The 23,359-nt window shown below is 67.3% G+C and carries 28 protein-coding genes; 8 read left to right on the forward strand and 20 right to left on the reverse strand.

Translation table 11 applies throughout. From position 1 onward, the window contains the following. The 3 genes from AC5Y7E_RS05190 to AC5Y7E_RS05200 are packed head-to-tail and all read left to right on the forward strand — an operon-like array spanning position 1 to position 2,688. Positions 1-981, forward strand: coding sequence for an NAD(P)-dependent oxidoreductase (locus tag AC5Y7E_RS05190; RefSeq protein WP_499947821.1), 981 nt, complete (start codon positions 1-3; stop codon positions 979-981). Beyond that, positions 978-1,631, forward strand: coding sequence for an L-fuculose-phosphate aldolase (locus tag AC5Y7E_RS05195; protein WP_499920689.1), 654 nt, complete (start codon positions 978-980; stop codon positions 1,629-1,631). Before AC5Y7E_RS05190 ends, AC5Y7E_RS05195 begins: the two co-directional genes overlap by 4 nt. A gap of 22 nt (positions 1,632-1,653) precedes the next feature. Then, complete coding sequence (locus AC5Y7E_RS05200; protein WP_499947822.1) at positions 1,654-2,688, forward strand: NAD(P)H-dependent amine dehydrogenase family protein; 1,035 nt, start codon at positions 1,654-1,656, stop codon at positions 2,686-2,688. On the opposite strand, the gene AC5Y7E_RS05205 is transcribed toward AC5Y7E_RS05200, so the two are convergent. Together AC5Y7E_RS05205 and AC5Y7E_RS05210 are read right to left on the reverse strand one after the other, a co-directional pair. Continuing rightward, the gene (locus AC5Y7E_RS05205; protein ID WP_499947825.1) at positions 2,685-3,917 is read right to left on the reverse strand and encodes a zinc-dependent alcohol dehydrogenase; all 1,233 of its coding nucleotides are present in this window, start codon (positions 3,915-3,917) and stop codon (positions 2,685-2,687) included. The two genes, AC5Y7E_RS05200 and AC5Y7E_RS05205, sit on opposite strands and share 4 nt — an antisense overlap. Beyond that, positions 3,914-4,690 carry an SDR family NAD(P)-dependent oxidoreductase gene (locus AC5Y7E_RS05210; RefSeq protein ID WP_499947826.1) on the reverse strand — a complete coding sequence of 259 codons (777 nt, stop codon included), beginning with the start codon at positions 4,688-4,690 and terminating at the stop codon, positions 3,914-3,916. The genes AC5Y7E_RS05205 and AC5Y7E_RS05210 overlap by 4 nt, the downstream gene beginning before the upstream one ends. Before the next feature lie 97 nt (positions 4,691-4,787). Here AC5Y7E_RS05210 and AC5Y7E_RS05215 point away from each other — a divergent pair, with 97 nt between their 5' ends. The 3 genes from AC5Y7E_RS05215 to AC5Y7E_RS05225 are packed head-to-tail and all read left to right on the forward strand — an operon-like array spanning position 4,788 to position 7,561. Beyond that, positions 4,788-5,732, forward strand: a complete 945-nt coding sequence (locus tag AC5Y7E_RS05215; protein WP_499947830.1) for a class I SAM-dependent methyltransferase — start codon at positions 4,788-4,790, stop codon at positions 5,730-5,732. Beyond that, entirely contained in the window at positions 5,725-6,621 is an 897-nt protein-coding gene (locus AC5Y7E_RS05220) for a class I SAM-dependent methyltransferase (protein ID WP_499947833.1), read from the forward strand. The genes AC5Y7E_RS05215 and AC5Y7E_RS05220 overlap by 8 nt, the downstream gene beginning before the upstream one ends. A gap of 10 nt (positions 6,622-6,631) precedes the next feature. Further along, on the forward strand, positions 6,632-7,561 hold the full coding sequence (locus AC5Y7E_RS05225; RefSeq protein ID WP_499947835.1) for a class I SAM-dependent methyltransferase: 930 nt from the start codon (positions 6,632-6,634) through the stop codon (positions 7,559-7,561). Here the strand turns inward: AC5Y7E_RS05225 and sppA are convergent. Continuing rightward, positions 7,558-9,330 (reverse strand): signal peptide peptidase SppA, encoded by a 1,773-nt coding sequence (gene sppA, locus AC5Y7E_RS05230; protein WP_499947837.1) that lies wholly within the window; start codon positions 9,328-9,330, stop codon positions 7,558-7,560. The two genes, AC5Y7E_RS05225 and sppA, sit on opposite strands and share 4 nt — an antisense overlap. A gap of 38 nt (positions 9,331-9,368) precedes the next feature. Here sppA and AC5Y7E_RS05235 point away from each other — a divergent pair, with 38 nt between their 5' ends. Continuing rightward, positions 9,369-10,295 carry an LLM class flavin-dependent oxidoreductase gene (locus AC5Y7E_RS05235; RefSeq protein WP_499947839.1) on the forward strand — a complete coding sequence of 309 codons (927 nt, stop codon included), beginning with the start codon at positions 9,369-9,371 and terminating at the stop codon, positions 10,293-10,295. Here AC5Y7E_RS05235 and rplO read toward each other — a convergent pair whose 3' ends face one another. The 10 genes from rplO to rplN all read right to left on the reverse strand — a co-directional run bounded on the left by rplO (position 10,296) and on the right by rplN (position 14,568). Beyond that, positions 10,296-10,739, reverse strand: coding sequence for a 50S ribosomal protein L15 (gene rplO / locus AC5Y7E_RS05240; protein WP_064950241.1), 444 nt, complete (start codon positions 10,737-10,739; stop codon positions 10,296-10,298). Beyond that, a complete protein-coding gene (gene rpmD / locus AC5Y7E_RS05245) occupies positions 10,736-10,954 on the reverse strand; it encodes a 50S ribosomal protein L30 (RefSeq protein WP_499920710.1) in 219 nt (72 codons plus the stop codon). The genes rplO and rpmD overlap by 4 nt, the downstream gene beginning before the upstream one ends. Next, positions 10,951-11,634, reverse strand: a complete 684-nt coding sequence (gene rpsE / locus AC5Y7E_RS05250; RefSeq protein WP_067346345.1) for a 30S ribosomal protein S5 — start codon at positions 11,632-11,634, stop codon at positions 10,951-10,953. The genes rpmD and rpsE overlap by 4 nt, the downstream gene beginning before the upstream one ends. Positions 11,635-11,671: 37 nt before the next feature. Beyond that, positions 11,672-12,040 carry a 50S ribosomal protein L18 gene (rplR, locus tag AC5Y7E_RS05255; protein WP_499920786.1) on the reverse strand — a complete coding sequence of 123 codons (369 nt, stop codon included), beginning with the start codon at positions 12,038-12,040 and terminating at the stop codon, positions 11,672-11,674. A 41-nt stretch (positions 12,041-12,081) separates the two neighbouring features. Next, positions 12,082-12,621: a 50S ribosomal protein L6 gene (gene rplF, locus AC5Y7E_RS05260; protein WP_499920713.1), complete on the reverse strand. Its 540-nt coding sequence runs from the start codon at positions 12,619-12,621 to the stop codon at positions 12,082-12,084. Between the two features lie 23 nt (positions 12,622-12,644). Next, positions 12,645-13,043 carry a 30S ribosomal protein S8 gene (rpsH, locus tag AC5Y7E_RS05265; protein ID WP_406817042.1) on the reverse strand — a complete coding sequence of 133 codons (399 nt, stop codon included), beginning with the start codon at positions 13,041-13,043 and terminating at the stop codon, positions 12,645-12,647. Positions 13,044-13,128: 85 nt separating this feature from the next. Continuing rightward, positions 13,129-13,314 (reverse strand): type Z 30S ribosomal protein S14, encoded by a 186-nt coding sequence (locus tag AC5Y7E_RS05270; protein WP_003873499.1) that lies wholly within the window; start codon positions 13,312-13,314, stop codon positions 13,129-13,131. A 4-nt stretch (positions 13,315-13,318) separates the two neighbouring features. Further along, positions 13,319-13,882, reverse strand: a complete 564-nt coding sequence (gene rplE / locus AC5Y7E_RS05275) for a 50S ribosomal protein L5 (RefSeq protein ID WP_067122532.1) — start codon at positions 13,880-13,882, stop codon at positions 13,319-13,321. Next, positions 13,882-14,199, reverse strand: a complete 318-nt coding sequence (gene rplX, locus AC5Y7E_RS05280) for a 50S ribosomal protein L24 (protein WP_066999320.1) — start codon at positions 14,197-14,199, stop codon at positions 13,882-13,884. Before rplX ends, rplE begins: the two co-directional genes overlap by 1 nt. Further along, positions 14,200-14,568 (reverse strand): 50S ribosomal protein L14, encoded by a 369-nt coding sequence (rplN, locus tag AC5Y7E_RS05285; RefSeq protein WP_003403649.1) that lies wholly within the window; start codon positions 14,566-14,568, stop codon positions 14,200-14,202. A gap of 327 nt (positions 14,569-14,895) precedes the next feature. On the opposite strand from rplN, the gene AC5Y7E_RS05290 reads away from it, so the two are divergent. Then, entirely contained in the window at positions 14,896-16,218 is a 1,323-nt protein-coding gene (locus AC5Y7E_RS05290) for an adenylate/guanylate cyclase domain-containing protein (protein ID WP_499947841.1), read from the forward strand. Positions 16,219-16,233: 15 nt separating this feature from the next. On the opposite strand, the gene AC5Y7E_RS05295 is transcribed toward AC5Y7E_RS05290, so the two are convergent. The 7 genes from AC5Y7E_RS05295 to rplP form a co-directional block, all read right to left on the reverse strand. Next, on the reverse strand, positions 16,234-17,736 hold the full coding sequence (locus AC5Y7E_RS05295) for an HNH endonuclease signature motif containing protein (protein ID WP_499947845.1): 1,503 nt from the start codon (positions 17,734-17,736) through the stop codon (positions 16,234-16,236). A 46-nt stretch (positions 17,737-17,782) separates the two neighbouring features. Next, complete coding sequence (locus AC5Y7E_RS05300; protein ID WP_499947847.1) at positions 17,783-18,673, reverse strand: formylglycine-generating enzyme family protein; 891 nt, start codon at positions 18,671-18,673, stop codon at positions 17,783-17,785. A gap of 27 nt (positions 18,674-18,700) precedes the next feature. Beyond that, entirely contained in the window at positions 18,701-19,645 is a 945-nt protein-coding gene (locus tag AC5Y7E_RS05305; protein ID WP_499947850.1) for a DUF4436 domain-containing protein, read from the reverse strand. A 286-nt stretch (positions 19,646-19,931) separates the two neighbouring features. Continuing rightward, positions 19,932-22,292 (reverse strand): arylsulfatase, encoded by a 2,361-nt coding sequence (locus tag AC5Y7E_RS05310; protein WP_499947853.1) that lies wholly within the window; start codon positions 22,290-22,292, stop codon positions 19,932-19,934. A 52-nt stretch (positions 22,293-22,344) separates the two neighbouring features. After that, on the reverse strand, positions 22,345-22,707 hold the full coding sequence (gene rpsQ / locus AC5Y7E_RS05315; RefSeq protein ID WP_082983860.1) for a 30S ribosomal protein S17: 363 nt from the start codon (positions 22,705-22,707) through the stop codon (positions 22,345-22,347). Next, positions 22,707-22,940: a 50S ribosomal protein L29 gene (gene rpmC / locus AC5Y7E_RS05320; RefSeq protein ID WP_066999296.1), complete on the reverse strand. Its 234-nt coding sequence runs from the start codon at positions 22,938-22,940 to the stop codon at positions 22,707-22,709. Before rpmC ends, rpsQ begins: the two co-directional genes overlap by 1 nt. Beyond that, on the reverse strand, positions 22,940-23,356 hold the full coding sequence (gene rplP / locus AC5Y7E_RS05325) for a 50S ribosomal protein L16 (RefSeq protein ID WP_007773582.1): 417 nt from the start codon (positions 23,354-23,356) through the stop codon (positions 22,940-22,942). Before rplP ends, rpmC begins: the two co-directional genes overlap by 1 nt. Positions 23,357-23,359 lie beyond the last annotated feature (3 nt).

Consider the following 23,359-nt stretch of genomic DNA (forward strand, 5'->3'; position numbering starts at 1 on the left):
GTGACGTCTAAACCGCGCGCCTTGGTGACCGCCCCGCTGCGGGGGGTGGGCTTCGCCAAACTGCGTGAGCTGGCCGACGTCGTGTACGACCCCTGGATCGAGCAGACCCCGCTGCGCATCTACAGCCCCGAGCAGCTGGCCGAGCGAATCACCGCCGAATCCGCCGAAATCGTGGTGGTGGAAGGCGATTCGGTGCGCGGCCCGGTGTTCGGCCTCGGCGTGCGGGCGATCGCGTCCACCCGCGGCGACCCCAACAACGTCGACATCGCGGGCGCCACCGCGGCCGGCATCCCGGTGCTCAACACCCCGGCCCGCAACGCCGATGCCGTCGCCGAGATGACGGTGGCCCTGCTGCTGGCCGCCACCCGTCACGTGCTGAGCGCGGACGCGGATGTCCGCAGCGGCAACATCTTTCGGGACGGCAGCATCCCGTATCAGCGGTTTCGCGCGGCCGAGATCGCCGGCCTCACCGCGGGGCTGGTGGGCCTGGGCGCCGTCGGCCGGGCGACGCAATGGCGGTTGTCCGGACTGGGCCTGCGGGTCATCGCGCACGACCCCTACAACCCCGACGCCCGGCACAGCCTCGACGAGCTGCTGAGCGAGGCCGACGTGGTCTCGCTGCACGCCCCGGTCACCGACGACACCGCAGGCATGATCGGCGCGCGGGAGTTCGCCGCCATGCGCGACGGCGTGGTCTTCCTCAACACGGCGCGCGCCCAGCTGCACGACACCGATGCCCTGGTGGACGCCCTGGCCGCGGGCAAGGTGGGCGCCGCGGGGCTCGACCACTTCGCCGGCGAATGGCTGCCGGTCGATCACCCGCTGGTGGCGATGCCCAACGTGGTGCTGACGCCGCACATCGGGGGCGCCACCTTCGACACCGAGGCGCGGCAGGCGCAGATGGTGGCCGACGACCTGGAGGCGCTGCTGGCCGGCAAGGCGCCCATTCACATCGTCAACCCGGAGGTGCTGGGGCCATGAAGTACGTCGACAACCCGGAAGCCGCGGTGCTGGACGCCGCCAAGGACATGCTGCGCCGCGGCCTGGTGGAGGGGACCGCGGGAAACATCTCGGCCCGGCGCGCCGACGGCAACGTCGTCATCACCCCGTCGTCGGTGGACTACCGCGACATGCAGCTCGACGATCTGGTGCTGATCGACGCGGACGGCTCGGTGCTGCAGGCGGCCGAGGGCCGCTCACCGTCGTCGGAGATGCAGCTGCACCTGGCCTGCTACCGGGCCTTCGACGACATCGGCAGCGTCATCCACAGCCATCCGGTGTGGGCGACCATGTTCGCCATCGCCCACGAAGCGATCCCGGCGTGCATCGACGAGTTCGCGGTGTACTGCGGCGGCGACGTCCGGTGCGCCGACTATGCCGCATCGGGCACGCCGGACGTCGGCACCAACGCCGTGAAGGCGCTCGAGGGACGCGGCGCCGCGCTGATCGCCAACCACGGCCTGGTGGCGGTGGGACCGCGGCCGGACAAGGTCCTGCACATCACCGCCCTGGTCGAGCGGACCGCCCAAATCGTCTGGGGCGCACGCGCACTCGGCGGCCCGGTGCCCATTCCCGAGGACGTCAACCGTAACTTCGCATCGGTGTACGGCTATCTGCGCGCCAACACGTGACGCGAACCTTACGGTGTGAGTCATGGCGCCATATCGCGTAGTCCAGTGGTCGACCGGCAACATCGGCAGTCGAGCGCTCGGCGTCCTGCTGGACCGCGGCGACTTCGACGTGGTGGGCGTTCACGCGTTCGGTTCGGACAAGGTGGGCCGCGATGTGGGTGTGTTGGCCGACCGAACCCCCATCGGTGTGCAGGCAACAGCGGACGCCGACGCGTTGATCGGGCTTCGGCCGGACTGTGTGAACTACATGCCCCGCGTCATCGACTACGAGCTGGTGATCAGGATGCTGCGCTGCGGCATAAACGTCGTCACGACGGGAGATTTCCTGACCGGCACCCATCACCCGGCCGAACTGCCGGCTCTCGAGGAGGCGGCGCAACACGGGCGGGCGACCTTTTTGGGCACGGGATTCGAGCCGGGCTTCATCAACGTCGTCGCAGGGTTCCTCACCGGTGCCTGCCGACGCGTCCGCAGCGTCAAGCTCGTCGAAACATTGGACTGCACAACCTATCCCGTACAGGACGTGTGGAAGGCGCTCGGATTCGGCAAACCACCCCGTGGGCGGGTGACTTACCTCGACCCGGAGACGCAGCGATACGGTCTCGGCTACTTCGAGACGCTGGACATGATCGCCGCCATGTTGGGCACCGAGCTCGACGCCAAGGAGGCATTCGTCGAACCCGCCGTGCTGACAAGGGATTTGAATCTAGGCTGGGTAAACTATGCCGCCGGCACCGCCGGGGGCCAGCGGCGCACCTATCGCGGCTATCGTGGCGGCCGCCCGGTGGTCGAGTTGGCCATCTGCTGGACCATGAGCGACGACGCGCTCGACCCGAAATGGACCGACCCCAAGGGATTCAGTGTGGTGATCGACGGTGAACCACTCATCGACGCGACCATCCGGTTCGGCAGACCCGGTGAGGACGTGATGACCGTGTTGATGGACAGCACCGCCGTCGCGGCGGTCAACGCCATACCGTTCGTTTGTGACGCGCCGCCGGGTGTCATCACCCCGATCGACCTGCCGATCACCGGATCCCAAGGGGCACTTGCCTAGCGCTGGTCGATCCCCACCTTCACCGCGCCGCTGTCCCCCTGGTTCGCGATCGCCGAGAAGGCGTCCCGCCATTGCGCCAGCCCGAAGGTGTGGGTGAGCATGGGACGCAGGTCCATCCGCCCGGCGGCGGCCAGGTCGAGGTAATGGGCGATGGCGTGCTTGCGCTGCCCGTCCACCTCTTCGATGCCGAACGCGTTCGAGCCGACGTACGAGATCTCCTTGAAGTAGAGCGGGCTGTCCTCCCAGCGGCCGGGGGCGTGAACACCGGCCTTCACCAATGTCCCCCGCGATCGCAGGACCCGCACGCCGACTTCGAAAGTCTCGGGCTTGCCGACGGTGTCGTACACGACGTCGACCGCGCCGGGGTGAGCCATCGGCAATCCCTGCAACGGCTGGCGCAGCCGGCCACCGCCCCACGCGACCAATTCCTCGATGACGGCCAGGCGCGGTTCGTGCGCAAGGACTTTCGCGGCACCGAACCGGCGAGCCAGCTCGGCCTGCGCGGCGAAGCGCGCCACCGCCGCGACGGCCACGTCGGGATACAGCGCCCGCAGGATCGCGACCGCACACAACCCCAGCGAGCCGGCGCCGTACACCAGCGCGGCGCCGGAGCGGGGCGGCGGGTGGCGGGTGATCGCGTGCAGCGACACCGAGAACGGGTCGGCGAACACGGCCATCTCGTCGGGCATCGACTCCGGCACGGCGAACAGCATGCTGTCGTGGGCGGGCATCAGTTCGGCGTAGCCACCCGTCACGTCGGCTGATACCCCGGTGTGAATGCCCGGCTTGATGTCGCCGTCGGCGAAACTCCAGCACAGGGTGTAATCACCGGCTTCGCATGCGGGACAGGGCGGTTGGATGCCGCGCGGCCCGCAGGACAGCCACGGGTTGAGCACCACTCGCTCGCCGACCTGCAGCCCCCGGGCCCTGGGGCCGAGCGCCACCACGTCGGCGACCACCTCGTGGCCCATGACTTGCGGGAACGAACAGAACGCCGCCATGGCGTTGTCGGTGTCGCCCTCGCCGAAGTCCATCAGGATCTGCTTGGAGTCCGACCCGCAGATCCCGGTCAGCCGCGGCCGGGTGATCGCCCAGTCCTCATGCGGCAGTTCCGGATCCGGCAGATCGCGCAGGGCGGTCGGGGTTTGCGCCAGGTTCCGGGTCAACGCGTTGGCGTCGCCGGGGACCTCGAAAGGCTCCGGCGGCACGCCGTAGACGAGGGCCTTCACCGGGACGCCATCCCCGCCGCCCCGGCGATGAACGCATCCAGGTCGGCGTTCTTGGCGTCGACGACGGCCTTCATGTCGGGCACGTAGTGCTCGAAGCGCTCAATGCCCAGGGCCTCGATGATGCCGTTGGCCACCACGTCCGCGGCCACCTTGGGTCCCTGGTAGAGCGGTTCCTCGCTGCCCGGGTGGTCCCATATCTCGGTGTCGACCGGGCCCGGCTCGATCAGCTTCACACTGATCGGTGTGCCGTGCAGGTCGACGGCCATCGACTCGCTCCAGCCGCAGAGCGCGAATTTGCTTGCACAGTAAGCGGCTTCGTGGATTATACCGAGCCGGCCGCCGACGCTGGACACGTTGACGATCATGCCCGATCCGCGTGTCAGCATCCGCGGCAACAGCGCCAGCGTCAGGCGCATCGGGGCGAAGAAGTTGACCCGCATGACGTCTTCGGCCTCGTCCGGGTCCAGTTCGATGACGCTGCGCCGCTTGGGCATCGCGGCGTTGTTGATCAGCACGTCGATGCCGCCGAGCGCATCCCAGGCCCGCAGCGCCAGGTCACCCAGCGCCGACGCGTCGGCCAGGTCGGCCACGAAAATCGCCGATCCGGGTGAGGTGTGCCGGCAGTCGGCCAGCACCTCGCCCAGCCGGTCCCGCCGGCGCGCTATCAGCCCCACCACCGCGCCGCGGGCGGCCAGCTGCCGCGCCAGGGCCGCCCCCAATCCCGACGAGGCACCCGTGATGAGCACCCCCTTGCCAGCCGCCGCGTACGTCATCAGTAAAGGTTGCCGCTAAACGCGGGAAGCGTACAGTGGGGGAAGCTTGTTATATCGGCTAAATATTAGATTGACTATCTCCGATAGGGGCACAAACATGACTTCCACCAGGTACGAAGGCGACACCTGGGACCTGGCCTCCAGCGTCGGGGTGACCGCGACGATGGTCGCGGCGGCCCGCGCGATGGCCACCCGCGCCGAGCGCCCACTGATCGACGACCCGTTCGCCGAGCCGCTGGTCAAGCTGGTCGGCGTGGACCTGCTCTCGCGGCTGGCCAGCGGCGAGCTCGATCCCGCCGAGCTGAACGACGTGCACGACGGCGCCGCGGGGTCCGCCGGGGCGATGTCGCGGATGGCCGACAACATGGCGGTCCGCACCAAGTTCTTCGACGAGTTCTTCCTGGCCGCGACCAACGCGGGTATCAAGCAGGCGGTGATCCTGGCCTCCGGCCTGGACGCCCGCCCCTACCGGTTGGCGTGGCCGGGCGGAACGGTGGTCTACGAGGTCGACCAACCGCAGGTCATCGAATTCAAGACCCGCTCCCTTGCCGATCTTGGGGCCGTCCCCACCGCCGAGCGCCGGGTGGTGGCCGTCGATCTGCGCGACGACTGGCCCACCGCGCTGCGCAACGCCGGCTTCGACCCGTCCCAGCCCACCGCCTGGAGCGCCGAGGGACTGCTGGGCTACTTGCCGCCCGAGGCGCAGGACCGCCTGCTGGACACCATCACCGAGCTCAGCGCGCCGGGCAGCCGGCTGGCCACCGAAAGCGCCCCCAACCCTGAGCCCGGCGACGAGGACAAGTTGAAGGAGCGCATGCAGACGATCTCCGAGCGCTGGCGTGCGCACGGGTTCGAGCTGGACATGGCGGGCTTGGTCTACTTCGGCGACCGCAACGAGGCGGCTGGATACCTCGCCGATCGCGGGTGGCGGCTGAACAGCGCCAGCATCGCAGAACTGTTCGCGGCCAATGGACTTGACCCGCTCACCGACGACGACATGCGCATGGGCGAGATGCTGTACACCTGGGGGATCTATGAGTGAGGGACGCGCCGAGGGCGACAGCTGGGACCTGGCGTCCAGCGTGGGAGCGACGGCCACGATGGTCGCCGCATCCCGCGCCGTGGCGTCGCAGGGACCCAACCCGCTGCTTGACGATCAACTGGCCGATCCTCTGGTCCGCGCCGTCGGGTTGGACCCCTTCATCCGGATCATCGACGGTGAGGTCGATTTCGGCGACGACCCGCTGATGAACCGCAAGACCAGGGCCGAGCAGATCACGGTGCGCACCAGGTTTTTCGACGATTTCTTCGCCAACTCCGGTGTCCGCCAAGCGGTGATCCTCGCTTCCGGCCTGGACACCAGGGCCTACCGCTTGTCGTGGCCCGCGGGCACGGTGGTTTACGAGATCGACCAACCGCAGGTCATCGCGTTCAAGACCAATACGCTGGCCGGCCTCGGTGCCACCCCGACCGCCGAGCGCCGCACCATCGGCATCGACTTGCGCGACGACTGGCCAACCGCCCTGCGCGAGGGGGGATTCGATGTTTCCCAGCCGACCGCGTGGAGCGCGGAAGGGCTGCTGCCCTACCTGCCGCCCGACGCCCAGGACCGGCTGTTCGACAACATCACCGCGCTCAGCGCGCCGGGCAGCCGGCTGGCCACCGAACACGTGCCGGACCCCAATTCCTTCACCGACGAGCGCCTGCAGCGCATCACCGAGCGGTGGCGGCGTGCCGGGTTCGACCTCGATGCGGGTGATTTGTTCTACCGGGGCGATCGCAGCGTCGTCGTCGACTACCTGACCGAGCACGGGTGGGATGTGAGGGCCCATGCCGTCAGGGAACTGTACGCGCGCAACGGCTTCGAATTCCCCGAAGAACTGGTCGCCGCCTTCGGCGACCTGAGCTACGTCGCCGCGACTCTCAAGTAGGGTTCCACCTATGTCACGCACTCACGACGATGAGTGGGATCTGGCGTCCAGCGTCGGCGCGACCGCGACCATGGTCGCCGCCGGGCGCGCGATGGCGACCAAGGATCCCCGCGGTTTGATCAACGATCCGTTCGCCGAGCCGCTGGTGCGTGCGGTCGGAGTGGAGTTCTTCACCAAGATGATGGACGGCGAACTCGATGTGGATGCCATCGAGAATGCCTCGCCGGTGCGTCTCCAATCGATGGTCGACGGAATGGCCGTGCGCACCAAGTACTTTGACGATTACTTCGTCGATTCCACGCGTGGCGGAGTGCGCCAGGTGGTGATCCTGGCCTCCGGCCTGGACTCGCGCGCCTACCGGTTGCCCTGGCCGGCCGGCACGGTGGTCTACGAGATCGACCAGCCACGGGTGATCGAGTTCAAGAGCGCCACCCTGGCCGATGTGGGTGCCGAGCCGACGGCATCGCGGCGCACCATCCCCATCGATCTGCGCGCGGACTGGCCGGCCGCGCTGAAGGCGGCGGGATTCGACACGGCGGCGCCGACGGCCTGGCTGGCCGAGGGACTGCTGATCTATCTGCCACCGGAGGCCCAGGATCGGCTGTTCGACAACATCACCGCGCTCAGCGCACCCGGCAGCACAATCGCCACCGAATTCGTGCCGGGCATTGTGGATTTCGACGTGGAACGGGTGCGTGAGATGTCCGGGTCATTCCGGGAGCACGGTGTCGACATCGACATGGCGTCGCTCGTCTACGCCGGCGATCGCAACCACGTCGTCGACTACCTGTCCGGCATCGGATGGCAGGCGCAGGGCGTGACCCGCACGGAACTCTTTGGGCGCAACGGCATCGAGGTGCCCGCGCCGGAGAACGACGATCCCCTCGGCGAGATCGTCTTCATCACCGCGAAGCTGACCGGGCCGCCCACGTCGGATTAGAGTCGCCCGGGTCCCAGCCAGAGCGCGCTGGCCCCGCTGTAGGACCTTTCGACGTTGTCCAGGATGCCGCCGATGGTGCGGCCCAGCACCGCGCCGAGCGCGTCGGGCAGCGACGCCGCGGCCGGCTGCGAGGAGGCCCGCGGCCGCAGCATGTCCAACAGCGATCCGCCCGGGTAGGTCACGATGCGCACGTCGGTGTCCTCATCCAGTCCGGCAAGGATTTTCGCCCGGCGCAGCGCCGTGCGGAAGCCGCCCAGTTCGTCGACCAGGCCCCGCTCGCGCGCGTCCGCGCCGGTCCACACCCGGCCACGGGCGACGCGTTCGACGGCCTCGGTGGTCAGGTTGCGACCGTCGGCGACGCGCTCCAGAAAGTCCGCGTACACCAAGTCGGCTTCGGCCTCGCGGTGGGCGCGCTGTTCCGGGGTGAACGGCGATTCGATCGACCAGGCGTCGGCATTGGCGTTGGTGCGCACCGTTTCCAGCCCGACGCCCAACCGCTCCAGCAGATCGCGAAGCACCAGCTTGCCGGTGAACACGCCGATCGAACCGGTGATGGTTGCGGGGCTGGCCACGATCGCGTCGGCGGCCACCGCGATGTAGTAGCCGCCGGATGCGGCGACCGCACCCATCGACGCCACCACCGGCTTGCCCCGCTTGCGCGCCCTTTTCACTTCGCGCCACAGGGTTTCCGATGCGGTGACCGAGCCCCCGGGACTGTTCACCCGCAGCACGATCGCCGACACCGAGTCGTCGGCGGCGGCTTCCCGCAGCGCCGCGGCGATGGTGTCGCCGCCGACAGCGGGGCTGGCGAACGGCAGGAACTGGGGTCCACCACGACCATCGACGATCTCGCCGTCGACGTTGATGACCGCCACCGTCGGCTTGGCGCGGCGCCCGGGAACCGACGGCACCGGCGGAGTGAGCCGTGACCGGGCCGCACCCGCGTAGCGCGACACGTACAGCCGTGGTGGTGTCGTATCGGAAACATCCTCCGCCCCAACCAGTTCCGCAATGCGCTCGAAGGCTTCGTCCCGGAAGCCGATCCGGTCGACCAGGCCTGAGGCCACGGCCTGCTCGCGTAACAGCGGGGCACGATCGGCCAGCGCGTCGAGCGTGGCGGCGTCGAGCTTGCGTGATTTCGCGACCGCTTCCCACACCTGCTCTTGCACGCTGCGCAACATCCGCGTGACGGCCTCGCGGTGGGCCTCGGTGAATGTGTGCTCGGTGTAACGGTTTACCGCCGACTTGTATTCGCCGCGCGCGACGAATTGGGGTTCGATCCCTGCCTTGTCGAATGCGTCGCGCAGGAACGTGGCATTGCTTGCGAAGCCGATCAGGCCGACGCTTCCGGCCGGCTGCATCCAGACCTCACCGAAGGCCGAAGCCAGGTAGTACGACAGCGTGCCCGGGTAGGTCTCGGCCCAGGCCAGTGACGGCTTGGCGGCGGTGAAGGCGACGACCGCCTCGCGCAGCTCCTGCACCGCGGCCGCCGGCGACGCCGTGAGTTGCACACGGGCGATCAGCCCGGCGACCCGCGGGTCCTCGGCCGCCCGGTGGATGGCGGCCACCATGTCGCGCAGCGCCGTCGGCCTGCTCCCCCCGCTGATGAGGGCCAGGGGATCAAAGCCCGACGCCTCCGGCGGCATCGCGCGCAGGTCCAGTTCGAGCACGCAGCCGTTGGGCACGCCATGATGGCGGGCGGTATCGACCCGTCCGGCGAGGGCCCGAACCTCATCGACGCCGGGGATCGAAGGCAGGAAAGCAAACATGCCTGCAGACTACCGATGCACGGCCGTACGGTGGTCGGGTGAGCTTTGCCATCGCGATCCCGCAGTTCGACTACGACGGCTTCGACGGAGCGGGACTGCGCGCCTTTCTCGCGCGCGCCGAAGAGCTCGGATTCGAGGGCGGCTGGCTGCTCGAGCAGATCGTCGGGCCCGCACCGCTACTGGCGCCCCTGGAGCTGCTGGCGTACTGCGCGGCCTGCACCGAGCGGCTGCGGCTGGGCGTCGCGGTGATGGTGACCTCGTTGCACGACCCGCTGCAGTTGGCGTCGGCGGCGACCGCGGTCGACCGACTGAGCCACGGCCGGCTCGACCTCGGTGTCGCACCCGGCGGTGGCAGGCGGAAATTCGCCGCCTTCGGCGTCGAGAAGGACACCTTCATCTCGTATTTCACCGAGGGCCTGGAGCTGATGAAGGCGGCGTGGTCCGACGAGCCGCGGGTGACGTTTCACGGTCGCTTCCGCGACGTCGACGACCTGCCCATCCAGCCCAAGCCGGTACAGCGGCCGCACCCGCCGATCTGGTTCGGGGGCCTCGCCCCGAAAGCCCTTGCCCGCGCGGTGCGCCACGGCGACTCGTTCCTGGGCGCCGGCTCGTCGACCACCGAGGCGTTCGCCGGGGCGGTGACCGTGGTGCGCCGCGAGCTCGACGAGCAACGGAAGGATGCCGCGAATTTCACCATCGGCAAACGGGTCTACCTGATGGTCGACGACGACGCCGCGCGGGCGCGGGAGCGAGTGCTCGACGGGCTGGACCGCATCTACGGACGCATGCCCGGCGTGCAGGACGTACCGGTGTCCGGCACCCCCGATGACGTGGTGCGCGGGTTGCGTGAGGTCATCGACGCCGGGGCGCAGATGGTGCTGCTCAATCCCGTGGGCAAAGACACGGGAGAGAACCGCGAGCAGATGGAACGCCTTGCCGCGGAAGTGATTCCGCAGGTGAGCTAGCTAGGACAGCTCGGTCGCCGAACCGCCTGCGGCGGTGATCTTCTCGCGCGCACTGCCGCTGAACTTGTGCGCCGTCACCTCGACCTTGACCGTCAGCTTGCCGTCGCCGAGAACCTTGACCAGGGAGTTGCGGCGAACCGCGCCCTTGGCCACCAATTCGTCCACACCGATCGAACCACCTTGCGGGAAAAGCCGATTGAGGTCGCCGACGTTGACGATCTCGTACTCGGTGCGGAACCGGTTGCGGAAGCCCTTGAGCTTGGGCAGCCGCATGTGGATCGGCATCTGGCCACCCTCGAAGGTCGCCGGCACGTTCTTGCGTGCCTTGGTGCCCTTGGTACCGCGACCGGCGGTCTTGCCCTTGGAGCCCTCACCGCGACCGACCCGGGTGCGGGCGGTCTTCGAACCGCGCGCGGGCTTGAGATCGTGCAGCTTGATCGTCATTTCTTGCTACCTCCGGTGCCCGTGGCCTTCGCCTCGGCCGGCTCCACCTCGACGAGGTGGCTGACCACCGCGATCAGGCCGCGGGTCTGCGCGTTGTCCTCGCGGATCACCGAGTGGCGAATCCGCCGCAGACCCAGGGTGCGCAGGGACTCGCGCTGCTTCCAGCGGGCCCCGATGGTGCTGCGCACCTGGGTGATCTTCAGTTGACTGCTCATGGTTGTGCCCCCGAAGTCTGGGCCTCTCGCGCGGCCGCACTGGCCATCGCGTCGCTTTCGCGGCGCGCCTTGAGCATTCCGGCCGGCGCAACGTCCTCGATGGGCAGGCCGCGCCGAGCGGCCACCTCCTCGGGACGCTGCAGCAGCTTCAGCGCGGCGACGGTCGCGTGCACCACGTTGATCGCGTTGTCACTACCCAGCGACTTCGCCAGGATGTCGTGCACGCCGGCGCATTCCAGCACCGCGCGCGCCGCGCCACCGGCGATCACACCGGTACCCGGGCTGGCCGGGCGCAGCAGCACCACGCCGGCGGCGGCCTCACCCTGCACCGGGTGGGTGATGGTCCCGCGGATCAGCGGCACCCGGAAGAAGCCCTTGCGGGCCTCCTCGACGCCCTTGGCGATGGCCGCGGGCACCTCCTTGGCCTTGCCGTAGCCGACACCGACCATGCCGTGGCCGTCGCCGACGATCACCAATGCGGTGAAGCTGAAACGTCGACCACCCTTGACCACCTTGGAGACACGGTTGATCGCGACAACCCGCTCCAGATAGTTGCTCTTGTCGCCGTCGCGGTCGCGGCCGCCACGACCGCCGTCGCCACGGCGACCGCGGCTGTCGCGGTCACCGCGCGAGTCACGGCTGTCGCCGGCGCCCTGTCCGCCGGTCGGCTGCTCCGCCATTATGCGGTCCTTCCAGTCGTGTTCAAGCTGTTGTCCATCAGAATTGCAATCCGTTCTCGCGTGCGGCATCGGCCAGTGCCGCGATCCGTCCGCCGTAGGTGTATCCGCCACGGTCGAAGACCACGCTGTCGATGCCGGCGGCCTTCGCGCGCTCGGCGATCAGCTGGCCCACCCGCACGCTGCGGGCTTTCTTGTCCCCCTGCAGGCTGCGCACGTCGTCCTCGATCGACGACGCGGCGGCGACCGTGGTCCCGTTCTCGTCGTTGACCAGTTGCACGTGAATGTGTCGCGAGGACCGGTTGATCACCAGCCGCGGCCGCTGCGGGGTACCTGCGAGCTTCTTGCGCAGCCGCGCGTGCCTGCGCAGCCGAGAGACGCGCCGGGTCGCGGAAACGCTCTGCCCCACCGGCTTTCGCGCGGCGGTGTCAGCTTTTGTTTGCGCCATGATCACTTACCTGTCTTTCCGACCTTGCGGCGGATCTGCTCACCCTCGTAGCGCACACCCTTGCCCTTGTACGGGTCGGGGCGGCGCAGACGGCGAATGTTCGCCGAGATCTGGCCGACCTTCTGCTTGTCGATCCCGGTGATGGAGAACTTCGTCGGCGACTGCACGGCGAACGTGATGCCGTCCGGAGCCTCGATCACCACGGGGTGGCTGTAGCCCAGCGCGAACTCGAGGTTGGAGCCCTTGAGCTGCACGCGGTAACCCACGCCGAAGATCTCCATCTTGGTGGTGTATCCCTCGGTCACGCCGGTGACCAGGTTGGACACCAGGGTGCGCGACAGTCCGTGCAGCGAGCGGTTGCGCCGCTCGTCGTTCGGACGGGTGACCACGATCGCGCCATCGTCGTTGCGCGACACGGTGATCGGCTCGGCCACCGTCAGATCCAGGACACCCTTGGGCCCCTTCACCGAAACCTTCTGGCCATCGATCGTCACGTCGACTCCGGACGGAACCGGAACCGGCTGCTTACCAATGCGAGACATAGTGTTTCGTTACCTCCCCGCCCTTACCAGACGTACGCGAGGACTTCGCCGCCCACGCCCTGTCGGGCTGCCTGGCGGTCGGTCAGCAGGCCCGAGGAAGTGGAGATGATCGCCACACCCAGGCCACCGAGCACGCGCGGCAGATTGGTGGATTTCGCGTACACCCGCAAACCGGGTTTGGACACGCGGCGCAGGCCGGCGATGCTGCGCTCCCGGCTCGGCCCGTACTTGAGCTGGACGACCAGCGACTTGCCGACTCGAGCATCCTCGGTCCGGTAATCGGTGATGTAGCCCTCGCTCTTGAGGATCTGGGCGATGTTCGCCTTGAGCTTCGAGTGCGGCAGCGTCACCTCGTCGTGATACGCCGAATTGGCGTTGCGCAGACGTGTCAAGAAGTCTGCGATCGGGTCCGTCATCGTCATGACAGCGTTGGTACCTTCCTCGCGATGGTTCCCGGTCCGGGCCTGTCGCGCACCTTTTCTGGGTTGGTCTTGGGGGTTAGGGCTGTTACCAGCTGCTCTTCTGCACGCCGGGCAGTTCGCCCGCGTGTGCCATCTCGCGCAGGCAGATCCGGCACAGGCCGAACTTGCGGAAGACCGCGCGCGGGCGGCCGCACTTGTTGCAACGCGTGTAGCCGCGCACCGCGAACTTCGGCTTGCGCGCGGCCTTGTTGACCAGTGCCTTCTTTGCCATCTACTCAGTTCTCCTTGAACGGAAAGCCGAGAGCCCGCAACAGCGCTCGCCCTTCGTCGTCATTCGTCGCCGAGGTGACGACGTTGATGTCCATGCCGCGGACCCGGTCGATCTTGTCCACGTCGATCTCGTGGAACACCGACTGCTCGGCGAGCCCGAAGGTGTAGTTGCCGACGCCGTCGAACTGCTTGGGCGACAGCCCGCGGAAGTCGCGGATACGGGGCAGCGCGATCGAGGTGAGCCGGTCGAGGAACTCCCACATCCGGTCCCCGCGCAGGGTGACCCGCGCACCGATCGGCATGCCCTCGCGCAGCTTGAACTGCGCGATGGACTTGCGCGCGCGACGGATCTCGGGGCGTTGCCCGGTGATCAGACTCAGGTCGCTGACCGCGCCGTTGATCAACTTCGCGTCCCGCGCCGCATCGCCGACACCCATGTTGACGACGACCTTGGTCACCGTCGGGATCTGCATGACGTTGGCGTAGCCGAACTGCTGCTGCAGCGAATCACGAATCTCGCTGCGGTAGCGCTCTTTCAGGCGCGGCTGAACTTTCTCTGCAGTGCTCATCAGATGTCCTTGCCGTTGCGCTTGGAGATACGAACCCGCTTGCCGGTCTCCTCGTCGACCCGGTAACCGACGCGGGCGGGCTTACCGTCCGAGTCGACGACCATCACGTTGGAGACGTGGATGGGGGCTTCCTGGGTGACGATGCCGCCCGACTGCGCTCCGCGCTGGTTGGTCGAAATCGCGGTGTGCTTCTTGATCCGGTTGACGCCCTCGACCAGCACTCGGTCGCGTTCCGGGTAAGCCTGCAACACCTTGCCTTTGGCGCCCTTGTCCTTGCCGGCGATGACCAGGACGGTGTCGCCTTTACGGACCTTCATTTACAAAACCTCCGGGGCAAGCGAGATGATCTTCATGAACCGCTTCTCGCGCAGTTCGCGGCCCACCGGCCCGAAGATGCGCGTCCCGCGCGGGTCGTTGTCGGGCTTGATGATCACCGCGGCGTTCTCGTCGAACTTGATGTAGCTGCCGTCGGGGCGACGGCGCTCCTTGACCGTGCGCACCACGACGGCCTTGACGACATCGCCACGCTTGACGTTGCCACCGGGAATGGCGTCCTTGACGGTGGCGACGATGACATCACCGATGCCGGCGTAGCGTCGCGACGAACCGCCGAGCACACGGATGCACAAGATCTCCTTGGCGCCGGTGTTGTCGGCGACCTTCAGTCGCGATTCCTGCTGAATCACTCGATCTCCTGACCTGGTTGCGTGTGCACGGCAGGAGAACCCACCTGGGTGAGCATTCGGCGGGCATGACCCACCAAAAACCTGACGTGCGCGGTCTTTGTCACCGAAGGGCACGCGGGGCCGATTCGCACCGGCCGAGGTCTGCCCAAGGCAACCCCTAGAGTCTAGGGGACGACCAGCTCAGAGCCAAATTCTGCGCGAGGACCAGCGAGACCCGGAGCGTCTTCGGCTACTGAAGGCTTCAAATCGCCGAGGAATCCCTCCGCTGCACGCTCTTGAACTGCGGAAACGCCTGCTGAGCCGCCTACTGAGAACTAGACTTCCGCAATGTTCTCCGAGACGCGGTATGCGATGAATGGGGACCTGCGCGTCGCCTACCGCGCGTCGCGTGAAGGTTCTCGAGACATCGTGGTCGTCCCGAACTGGTTCACGTGCTGCGAGCTTCTTCCGGAGCTACCGTCCGTTCAAGGATGGGTCGAGGCCATGACGTCGCTCGGGCGACTGATCTTTTTGGACCAGCCGGGCACGGGAGCGTCTGATCCGGTCACGCCGGGAGCCCTTCCGACTTTGGAGCAGTGGGCCGACAGCATCACCGCCGTATTGGACGAGCTCGAAAGTCGCGAAGCGGTCCTCGTCACCTTCGATGGCTCGTTCGCGACGGGGGCGCTGTTCGCGGCATCACATCCGTCCCGCACCAGCGCGCTCGTCGTGCTTGAGGGCTACGCCATTCCGCAGGCCGAATTGACGACTGAAGCGCCCGCGGCCGAAGAAATCATTGCCGCCGTGGTCGCCATGTGGGGCACGGGAGAACTCGAGCATGTGCTTAATCCGGATATGCCGTGGAATGAGGAGATCCGGGCAGCGTGGGCCCGATACGAACGCTTGGCGGCGAGCCCAGCGACCGTCGCCCTCATGCAGCCGCTGCTGGCTGAAATGGATGTGCGGGCGGTGCTTCCGACAATCCGCGTGCCCACTCTCGTCGTGCACCACGCCGACGACCCGATCGCCCTGCCGGTTTTAGGGAAGGACGTCGCCGATCGCATTTCGGGCGCGACATACGTTGAGCTGCCTGGACGCAACTCGTATCACTTCGTCGAACCGTGGCGCGAATGCTTCCAGGTGATCGCCGAGTTCCTCACCGGCGAGCAGGCCGACGTGGCCGATGATCGGGTACTCGCCACGGTGTTGTTCACCGACATCGTGGATTCGACGCGGCGCGCGGCCGATATGGGTGATCGGGACTGGCGTGCGTTGCTCGACGCACACGACGCGATCGTGCGCTCACAGCTGTCCCGCTTCCGGGGCCGCGAGGTGAACACGTCAGGTGACGGCTTCCTCGCGATGTTTGACGGCCCGCAGCGAGCGATCCGCTGCGCCTTGGCAATTCGTGACGCGGTGCGGGCGCTGGGCATCCAGGTGCGTGCCGGGGTGCACACCGGCGAGTGCGAGGTCCGCGGCGACGACATCGGCGGCATCGGCGTGCACATCGGCGCGCGGGTGAGCGCCCTGGCCGGGCCGATCGACGTGCTGGTCTCCAGCACACTGCGCGACTTAGTGATCGGCTCAGGGCTCGAGTTCGAGGAACGCGGCGCTCACCAGCTCAAGGGCGTGCCCGGCGAGTGGCGTCTGTTCGCCGTCGCCCCTGGGTAAAAGGTTGCGCGCCAATCAGAATGGCGGCGGGTCGTCGTCCCCTTCGGCCGGAGGTGCGGGGCCGAAGTAAGCGGCCTCACGTTCTCGGCGTTTCGGTAGGCGGGCATGGTGGTTTTGCCGCCGTTCGGTGGCGACGCGATGGGCGCGGTTTTGGGCCCGGGTGGTGCGACGTTTGGGCATCATCGCGGTGCGGTCGGAGCAGTAATCGGGGGATGGGTCGGCCTCGGGGGCCGGTATCGCGCCGGTGGCCATGCACAGGCTGGGAAACAGCAGCGCGCTGCCCGGAGTGGTGACATACGTGTGTCCGGCCGGCGAGGTCAAGATCAGCGTGCCGTCGGGCAACTGCTGATCGCGCCAGCCCCAAAACGTTTTCACCAAATGATGTGTGCGGCATAAGCACTTGAGATTCGAGGCGTGCGTGGGCCCGCCGTCGGCGTACGGGATCGTATGGTCAAGGTCGCAGTCGGACGCCGGGCGATCACACCCGGGCCAGCGACACGTCAAATCCCGGCACCGCACGAAATCGGCCAGCGCCTTGGACGGCACATAACCGGGTTCCGGCGGCGCGTCGCCGGGATGAATCAGCGGCGCCAGCGTGGCCGAGGCGGCCAACTCGGCGAGCAACTCCGGCGGGATCAAACCCTGCGCACCTATCTGAGCGGCGACCGCCGAACCGCGGCCGTCCAGACCGGCCTGTTCGGCGATCACGTGAATCAGCACCGGGCTCGACGCGGGCCGCTTCCCCGCGGCGCACTCCGATCGCCCGCACCGACAGCCCAACCGGTCCGCCCCGGCAGCCAACGCCCCCACCGCATCGGCGCGGCGCTGCTCGCGGGTACGCGGATCATGCTCACACACCGTGCCCGCCAACGCATCCAACCGCTTGTCCAACGCGTGCGCGTCCGGGGCGAGCAAGGTGCCCTCCAGATGCGCCAACCCCTCCCCCATGTCGGCGACCCACACCTCGCGCCCGGCCGCACGTTCCTTGCGGCGCCGCACCGCATCCGCATCGGCCTTGGCCACCACCTTGTCCACCTGCGCGGCCAGCCGGCCCCGGGTCATCGACGGCCACCGCGCCACGTTGACCGCCAACTCGGCGTCCACCGCCGCCAACACATCGGAATCGGTGATCAAATCAGTGCGGAACACGATCGTCTGAAACATCAGGTAGCCGATATCCCCGGCCGCGAACACCGCGCCCACTTTCGGCAACCGCTCACGCATCGCCCGCGCGTACCGCACCCGGCTGGCGGCCAGGCCCTGACTGATCCGCAACGCCGCGGCCACTTCCGCGCTCACCGCCGCCTCGGTGTCGACCGCCCAGTCCTCGCACTCCGAACAGCGCGAGAGCCGGTACGAAAACAACTCCCCGATCGCCGTCAACTGCTCGGCCGCCGCGCGGTTCTCGACCCGCGAAAACGCACCGATCCGCTCCAGCAGCGCCGCGGACGCCGGCGTCGACGACGGATGGTGTCGCTCGACCAACTCGTCGAACCGGGCGATCACGTCTTCGAACATACATTCGATTATGCCATCGGCCGCCGACAACTTGCGAGCGGATTTGTTACGCCGACGGTGGGTCCGCCACGCAGCGAAATCCGATGTGCGTCGTCGCGGAGTCCTGCGATTGCGGCGACCGGGCCGCGGGACGGTAGCGGTGGCAGTACTCGGGCGCGCACAGGTGGCTGCCGCCCTTCAGGGTCTGGCTGACGGACGGATTGGCGGGAGCCGACGGGGTGCAGCAGGACTTGGGCGGCTGATCGAGCCGGTGATGCGCGGCGAACTCGGTCGCCGTCCACTCCCACACGTTGCCGATCATGTCGACAAGCCCAAAGCCGTTGGGGGCGAACGTCCCAACGGGCGAGGTTCCCACCCAGCCGCGCGCCCCCTCATTGCGGTACGGGAAATCGCCCTGCCAGGTATTGGCCATCAATCGGCCAGCGCTCGTGGCCTCGTCTCCCCAGGAGTACGTCGTCGTGGACCCGGCCCGGGCCGCGTACTCCCACTCGGCCTCGGTCGGCAGCCGCCGGCCGGCCCAGCGCGCATAGGCCGCCGCGTCCGGGTACGCCACCTGCACGACCGGATGGTCGCCGCGGTCCGCGACAGCGCTATCGGGCCCGAACGGGTGGCGCCAGCTCGCCCCCGGCACCCACTCCCACCACCGTCGCCAGTCGCGCAGGTCGACCGGCCCGGGTGTCGGCCGGAAAACCATTGCGCCCGGACATAACTCGTCCGGGCTCGCTCCCGGGTACAGCGCCGGATCGATCGGCTGCTCGGCCACCGTCACATACCCGGTAGCGTCGACGAATTCGGCGAACTGCGCGTTGGTCACCGGATGCCGTTCCACCGCAATCGGACCCACCGTCACGGTGTGGATCGGCGCCTCTTCGGGGTAGAAGCTCGTCGAGCCCATGCGGAAGGAACCGCCCGGGAGGTCGACCAGCTCGCTTAGCACCCCGTCAGGCTACGCCGGTCGAGCGCCCTAATCGGATTGCCGATACCAGGTGAGCATGTAAAGAGCCATCGCCGCGACCAACGCGATCAGCACCCAGATCACCAGCACTTGGTCGATCCACGCGCCCGGCGGGGGCGCACCTGGCAAGAAGTTGCGAATGGGGATGACGGCGAACAACATGGCGGCGAACCACGTCACGAATGGCGGAACGAATTTCCTTCTGCCCAAGGCGATTTGGATCACCACGGCGAAGGCTAATGCGGGTAGCGCGAAGAGCACCAAGCAGATGCCTAAGTCGAAGATCAGCGGCCCCTTGGCCCGGTGCAAGGTGATGACGACGTTGTCGGCGCGATCCGAGTCCTGACTGGCTTCGCCGACGCGCTGAACGCTGACGTCCCAGCCATCCAAGCCGCCGGTCACCTCCACCCGTGCCGGTACGTAGCGGCGCGCATCCCCCTGGCCGACAAGCACATCGGCGGACAGGGTGTCGGTGCGGTAGGAATCGAACGGCCAATTGTTCGGGTCGCCGTGTGCCTCGATGGTGGTCGCGACCTGCGCTGGCGACTTGCCGGCCGGGTACTGCAAGTCGCCGAGGTCGTTCGGGGGATCCATCCGCACTGCGGTGTCGGTCTGGAGCACTTCGAGACGTTTGTCGAACATCGACTCCTCAGGGATCACCAGCACCTTCACCGTCAATCGGTTCGCGGTGGTGTCCAGCTTTTCCAGCCGCACCAGCACGACGGTGTCATTGGTGGCGTTGAGGTCGGGCGGCTTGAGCGGGCCTCCCGATTTCGCCAGCAGATGCACGCCGAACAGTGACAGCGCATACACGGCGACGAAGCCCGCGACTGCGGCCACGGCAACGACCCTGCGCCGCTTGCGCCGGTCGGGCGCGGCCGAAACAGGAGGTTTCGCAGGTGGTTGCTCCGACGGCGCCGGAGGCGGTGGCGAAGGTGGCGCTTGGTGGGTCATCGGTCAACACCTCCGTGAGGAAACCGGACACTCGAGGACGGATGCTAGCGAACTCCCGTCCGGCACGGGTGAAGATTGACAATTCGTCATATTTAGGTAATTTTCGCCGACAGCCCCAGCGCTGCGCGGCGGGCCAGCGAAACCGGTCCGCAGGCTCGGCGGCCCCCGCGTCGCACTACGCGCAAACTTCGACGCGCAGCCGGGAGCCGCACCAGTTCATCCGGAGTTTGTTTGCCTGGCAAGCCGGTACCGGCACCGATTCGCCGGCTTTTCGCGTGCCGATACGTCAGTCCCGCGAAAAGGCAAGCGCCATCTCGGCTTCCACGTCCACGTAGGGCCGGCCGGACAGGTCGACGGTGACCTGGGTGATGGTGCCGCCGGTGAACGTGAACGGCGCCTTGTAACGGCTGGACACACCCGACCCGCCGTTGCGGCCGACCGTGATACCGGCACCGGCGAGCCCGAAGGTTCCGGGGTGGGTGATCACGCCGGCCAGCGTGCCGACGACCTGGTCGTCGATGAACAGGGTGACGTCGCCCAGCGGCGTGTGACTGTTCTCGACCGTTCCAGTGCGCGAATAGCTGGCGCCGAACAGATGTCGGCCGAGGGGCACCGCGCCGGACGAGGAGACCTCCTGCTGGCGCTCGCCGAGGAAGTTGTATACGTAGTGCAGCCGACCATCCTGGATGAACAGCACATGCCCGCCGTGCGCGCCGCCCTGCTTGAACAGCACGCCCTCGGCGCCGGTGGTGTCGACGGACACCTTGGCCAGCACCGAGAAGGACCGGCCGCGGATTTCGGCCGCGGCACCGATGCTCACGTCGGCGCAATCGGGGTAGTAAAGATAGCTATTGCGTTCGCTGACCAGATATGGCCGCTGCCGCGTCAGCGTCTCCATGATGTTCAGATCCGCCAGCGGCAACCCGTTGTACTTGGCCGCCTCCGAGAACCACAGCGCCTTGAGTTCTTCGAGTTTGTCCGGGTTTTTGGCTGCCAGGTCGTGGCACTGGCTCCGGTCGACCTCGATGTGGAACAGTTCCCAACGGTCGGCGTCGAAATGCGACCAGCCGGCCGGGGTAGCCGCGTGCACGGTGTTGGCGAACCAGCCCCGGTGCCAGATGCCGCGGGTGCCCAGCATGGTGTAGAACTGGGTGCTCTTGCCGGTGTCGGCACCCGGATCGGCAAGGGCCGCTTTGAAGCTCACGCCGTCCAGCGGCTTCTGGACGATGCCTTTGACGGTCTCCGGCGGCGTCATGCCCAGCAGGTCGTAGACGGTCGGGGTGATGTCGCAGACGTTGACGTAGTTGTCGCGGACTTCCCCATGTGCGGGAATTCCCTTGGGCCACGAGATGATTGCCGTGTCGGCAATGCCGCCCTCATGGGAGGCGTAGCGCTTGTACAGCTTGTAGGGCGTATTGAAAGCCATCGCCCATCCGATCGGGTAATGGTTGTAGGTCTCGGGGCCGCCTAGGTGTTCGAACATCTTCATGCTCTCTTCGACGGTGTCGATATAGCCGTTGAAGAACTTGCCCTCGTTGACCGATCCGTTCGGGCCGCCCTCGCCGCTGGCGCCGTTGTCGGAGATGACCACGATGATGGTGTTGTCGAGCTGCCCCGAATCCTCGAGATAGTCCAGGATCCGGCCGATCTGGGCGTCGGTGTAGCTCAGGAACCCGGCGAACACTTCGGCCATCCGGGAGAACAGCCTCTTCTCCTCGTCGTTCAGCGAATCCCAGGGCCGCACTGTGTCCTGCAGCGGCCACGGCTCGCCACTCGGCCCCTTGACATCGAGATACGGGTTCACCGGCGATAATTCGGTGTCGGCCGGCACTATGCCCAGCGCCTTCTGTCGCTCAAGCACCACCTCGCGGTATCGCTCGTAGCCCATGTCGAACTTGCCGGCGTAGCGGTCCGCCCATTCGGAGAAGACGTGATGTGGCGCATGCCCGGCGCCGGGGCATACGTAGGAGAACCAAGGCTTTTCCGGCGCAATCACTTTGGCGTCGCGGATGAATTCGATGGTCTTGTCGGCGATGTCCTTCGACAGGTGGTAACCGTCCTCCGGGGTGCCCGGCGGAGTCACCGGGTGGTTGTCGTAGACCAGGTCGGGATACCACTGATCCGTCTCCCCGCCCATGAATCCGTAGAACCGTTCGAAGCCGCGCGAGGTCGGCCAGTGCCGCTTGGTCGAGGCGAGGTTCGATTCCTCGAGGGGCGTCAGGTGCCATTTGCCCACGCAGTAGGTGTTGTATCCGCGTTCGGCGAGAGCCTCGGAGAGCAGGCCGGTTTCGAACGGGATGCGGCCGTTGGCGTTGGGGAAGCCCTCGGTGAACTCCTCGATGGTGGCCATGCCGACGGTGGTGGCGTTGCGGCCGGTGAGCAACGACGCCCGGGTCGGCGAACACAGGGCGGTGGTGTGGAATTGCGACAGCCGGATGCCGCGCTCGGCGATGCGCGACATGGCGGGCATTTCGACCAAGCCACCGAAGCAGTCCCAGGTCGCTATGCCCGTGTCATCCCACACCAGGTACAGGACGTTGGGCGCGCTCGGCGGTGCCGTCGGCGCGGCGTAGGGCCCCCAATCCGGTTCGGAGTCCCGGATGTCGAGCTCGATCTTCCCGTTGAACTGCCCCGACCCAGTCGCCATCGCCGCAGACTACACCCGGGGCCGGGCGTTCGCTGCCGCTAGCTGAAAGGGCTTACTTCGCCTTTTCCAGGATTTCGACGAGCCGCCAACGCTTGGTCGCCGACGTCGGGCGGGTCTCCATCAGCGAGACGCGGTCGCCGATTCCGGCGGTGCTGTTCTCGTCGTGCGCCTTGACCTTGGTGGTGGTCCGGATGATCTTGCCGTACAGCGGGTGACGCACGCGGTCTTCGAGCTCGACCACGATGGTCTTCTGCATCTTGTCGCTCACCACGTAGCCGATGCGCACCTTGCGGCGGCCCCGCACCTTCGGGTTGGCCGGAGTGTGCTTGGGGCCCTTGTCCTTCGACGCGGCCTCGGTTGCGGCGGCCTTCTTCGGGGCGGCCTTCTTCGGGGCGGCCTTCTTGGCTTCTGCCATCACGATTCCTTACCGTCGGGCCCGGAAGCCAAGCCCAGTTCTCGTTCGCGCAGCACGGTGTAGACCCGCGCGATCTCCTGACGCACCGTGCGGAGCCGGCGGTTGTTGGTGAGCTGCCCGGTCGCCATCTGGAAACGCAGGTTGAACAGCTCTTCCTTGGATTCGCGCAACCGCTCGGTCAGCTCCTCTTCGGTGAGCTCACGCAGTTCGCCAGGCGAAGTTCCCACTGCCATCAGAACTGATCCTCTCGAGTGACGATGCGTGCCTTGATCGGCAACTTGTGGATTGCACGCGTCAGAGCCGCGCGGGCGGTCTGCTCGTTGGGGTAGCTGAGTTCGAACAGCACCCGGCCCGGCTTGACGTTGACGACCCACCACTCGGGCGAGCCCTTACCCGAACCCATCCGGGTTTCGGCGGGCTTCTTGGTCAGCGGGCGGTCGGGGAAGACGTTGATCCACACCTTGCCGCCACGCTTGATGTGCCGGTTGATGGCGATACGAGCGGATTCGATCTGCCGGTTGGTGACGTAGGCGTGCTCCAGAGCCTGGATGCCGTAGTCGCCGAAGTTCACCGCCGTGCCGCCACTGGCGATGCCGCGCTGGCGGGGGTGATGCTGCTTGCGGTGTTTAACCCTGCGGGGAATCAACATGAT

The organism is Mycobacterium sp. NGS17 (assembly GCF_059813205.1).

Excerpts from the sequence above, each read along its gene's own strand:
- AC5Y7E_RS05195 (WP_499920689.1), top strand. The coding sequence starts at position 978 with ATGAAGTACGTCGACAACCCGGAAGCCGCGGTGCTGGACGCCGCCAAG.
- AC5Y7E_RS05200 (WP_499947822.1), top strand. The coding sequence starts at position 1,654 with ATGGCGCCATATCGCGTAGTCCAGTGGTCGACCGGCAACATCGGCAGT.
- AC5Y7E_RS05210 (WP_499947826.1), bottom strand. The coding sequence starts at position 4,690 with ATGACGTACGCGGCGGCTGGCAAGGGGGTGCTCATCACGGGTGCCTCG.
- AC5Y7E_RS05215 (WP_499947830.1), top strand. The coding sequence starts at position 4,788 with ATGACTTCCACCAGGTACGAAGGCGACACCTGGGACCTGGCCTCCAGC.
- AC5Y7E_RS05220 (WP_499947833.1), top strand. The coding sequence starts at position 5,725 with ATGAGTGAGGGACGCGCCGAGGGCGACAGCTGGGACCTGGCGTCCAGC.
- AC5Y7E_RS05225 (WP_499947835.1), top strand. The coding sequence starts at position 6,632 with ATGTCACGCACTCACGACGATGAGTGGGATCTGGCGTCCAGCGTCGGC.
- sppA (WP_499947837.1), bottom strand. The coding sequence starts at position 9,330 with ATGTTTGCTTTCCTGCCTTCGATCCCCGGCGTCGATGAGGTTCGGGCC.
- rplO (WP_064950241.1), bottom strand. The coding sequence starts at position 10,739 with ATGACGATCAAGCTGCACGATCTCAAGCCCGCGCGCGGTTCGAAGACC.
- rpmD (WP_499920710.1), bottom strand. The coding sequence starts at position 10,954 with ATGAGCAGTCAACTGAAGATCACCCAGGTGCGCAGCACCATCGGGGCC.
- rpsE (WP_067346345.1), bottom strand. The coding sequence starts at position 11,634 with ATGGCGGAGCAGCCGACCGGCGGACAGGGCGCCGGCGACAGCCGTGAC.
- rplF (WP_499920713.1), bottom strand. The coding sequence starts at position 12,621 with ATGTCTCGCATTGGTAAGCAGCCGGTTCCGGTTCCGTCCGGAGTCGAC.
- rpsH (WP_406817042.1), bottom strand. The coding sequence starts at position 13,043 with ATGACGATGACGGACCCGATCGCAGACTTCTTGACACGTCTGCGCAAC.
- AC5Y7E_RS05270 (WP_003873499.1), bottom strand. The coding sequence starts at position 13,314 with ATGGCAAAGAAGGCACTGGTCAACAAGGCCGCGCGCAAGCCGAAGTTC.
- rplE (WP_067122532.1), bottom strand. The coding sequence starts at position 13,882 with ATGAGCACTGCAGAGAAAGTTCAGCCGCGCCTGAAAGAGCGCTACCGC.
- rplX (WP_066999320.1), bottom strand. The coding sequence starts at position 14,199 with ATGAAGGTCCGTAAAGGCGACACCGTCCTGGTCATCGCCGGCAAGGAC.
- AC5Y7E_RS05290 (WP_499947841.1), top strand. The coding sequence starts at position 14,896 with ATGTTCTCCGAGACGCGGTATGCGATGAATGGGGACCTGCGCGTCGCC.
- AC5Y7E_RS05295 (WP_499947845.1), bottom strand. The coding sequence starts at position 17,736 with ATGTTCGAAGACGTGATCGCCCGGTTCGACGAGTTGGTCGAGCGACAC.
- AC5Y7E_RS05305 (WP_499947850.1), bottom strand. The coding sequence starts at position 19,645 with ATGACCCACCAAGCGCCACCTTCGCCACCGCCTCCGGCGCCGTCGGAG.
- AC5Y7E_RS05310 (WP_499947853.1), bottom strand. The coding sequence starts at position 22,292 with ATGGCGACTGGGTCGGGGCAGTTCAACGGGAAGATCGAGCTCGACATC.
- rpsQ (WP_082983860.1), bottom strand. The coding sequence starts at position 22,707 with ATGGCAGAAGCCAAGAAGGCCGCCCCGAAGAAGGCCGCCCCGAAGAAG.
- rpmC (WP_066999296.1), bottom strand. The coding sequence starts at position 22,940 with ATGGCAGTGGGAACTTCGCCTGGCGAACTGCGTGAGCTCACCGAAGAG.
- rplP (WP_007773582.1), bottom strand. The coding sequence starts at position 23,356 with ATGTTGATTCCCCGCAGGGTTAAACACCGCAAGCAGCATCACCCCCGC.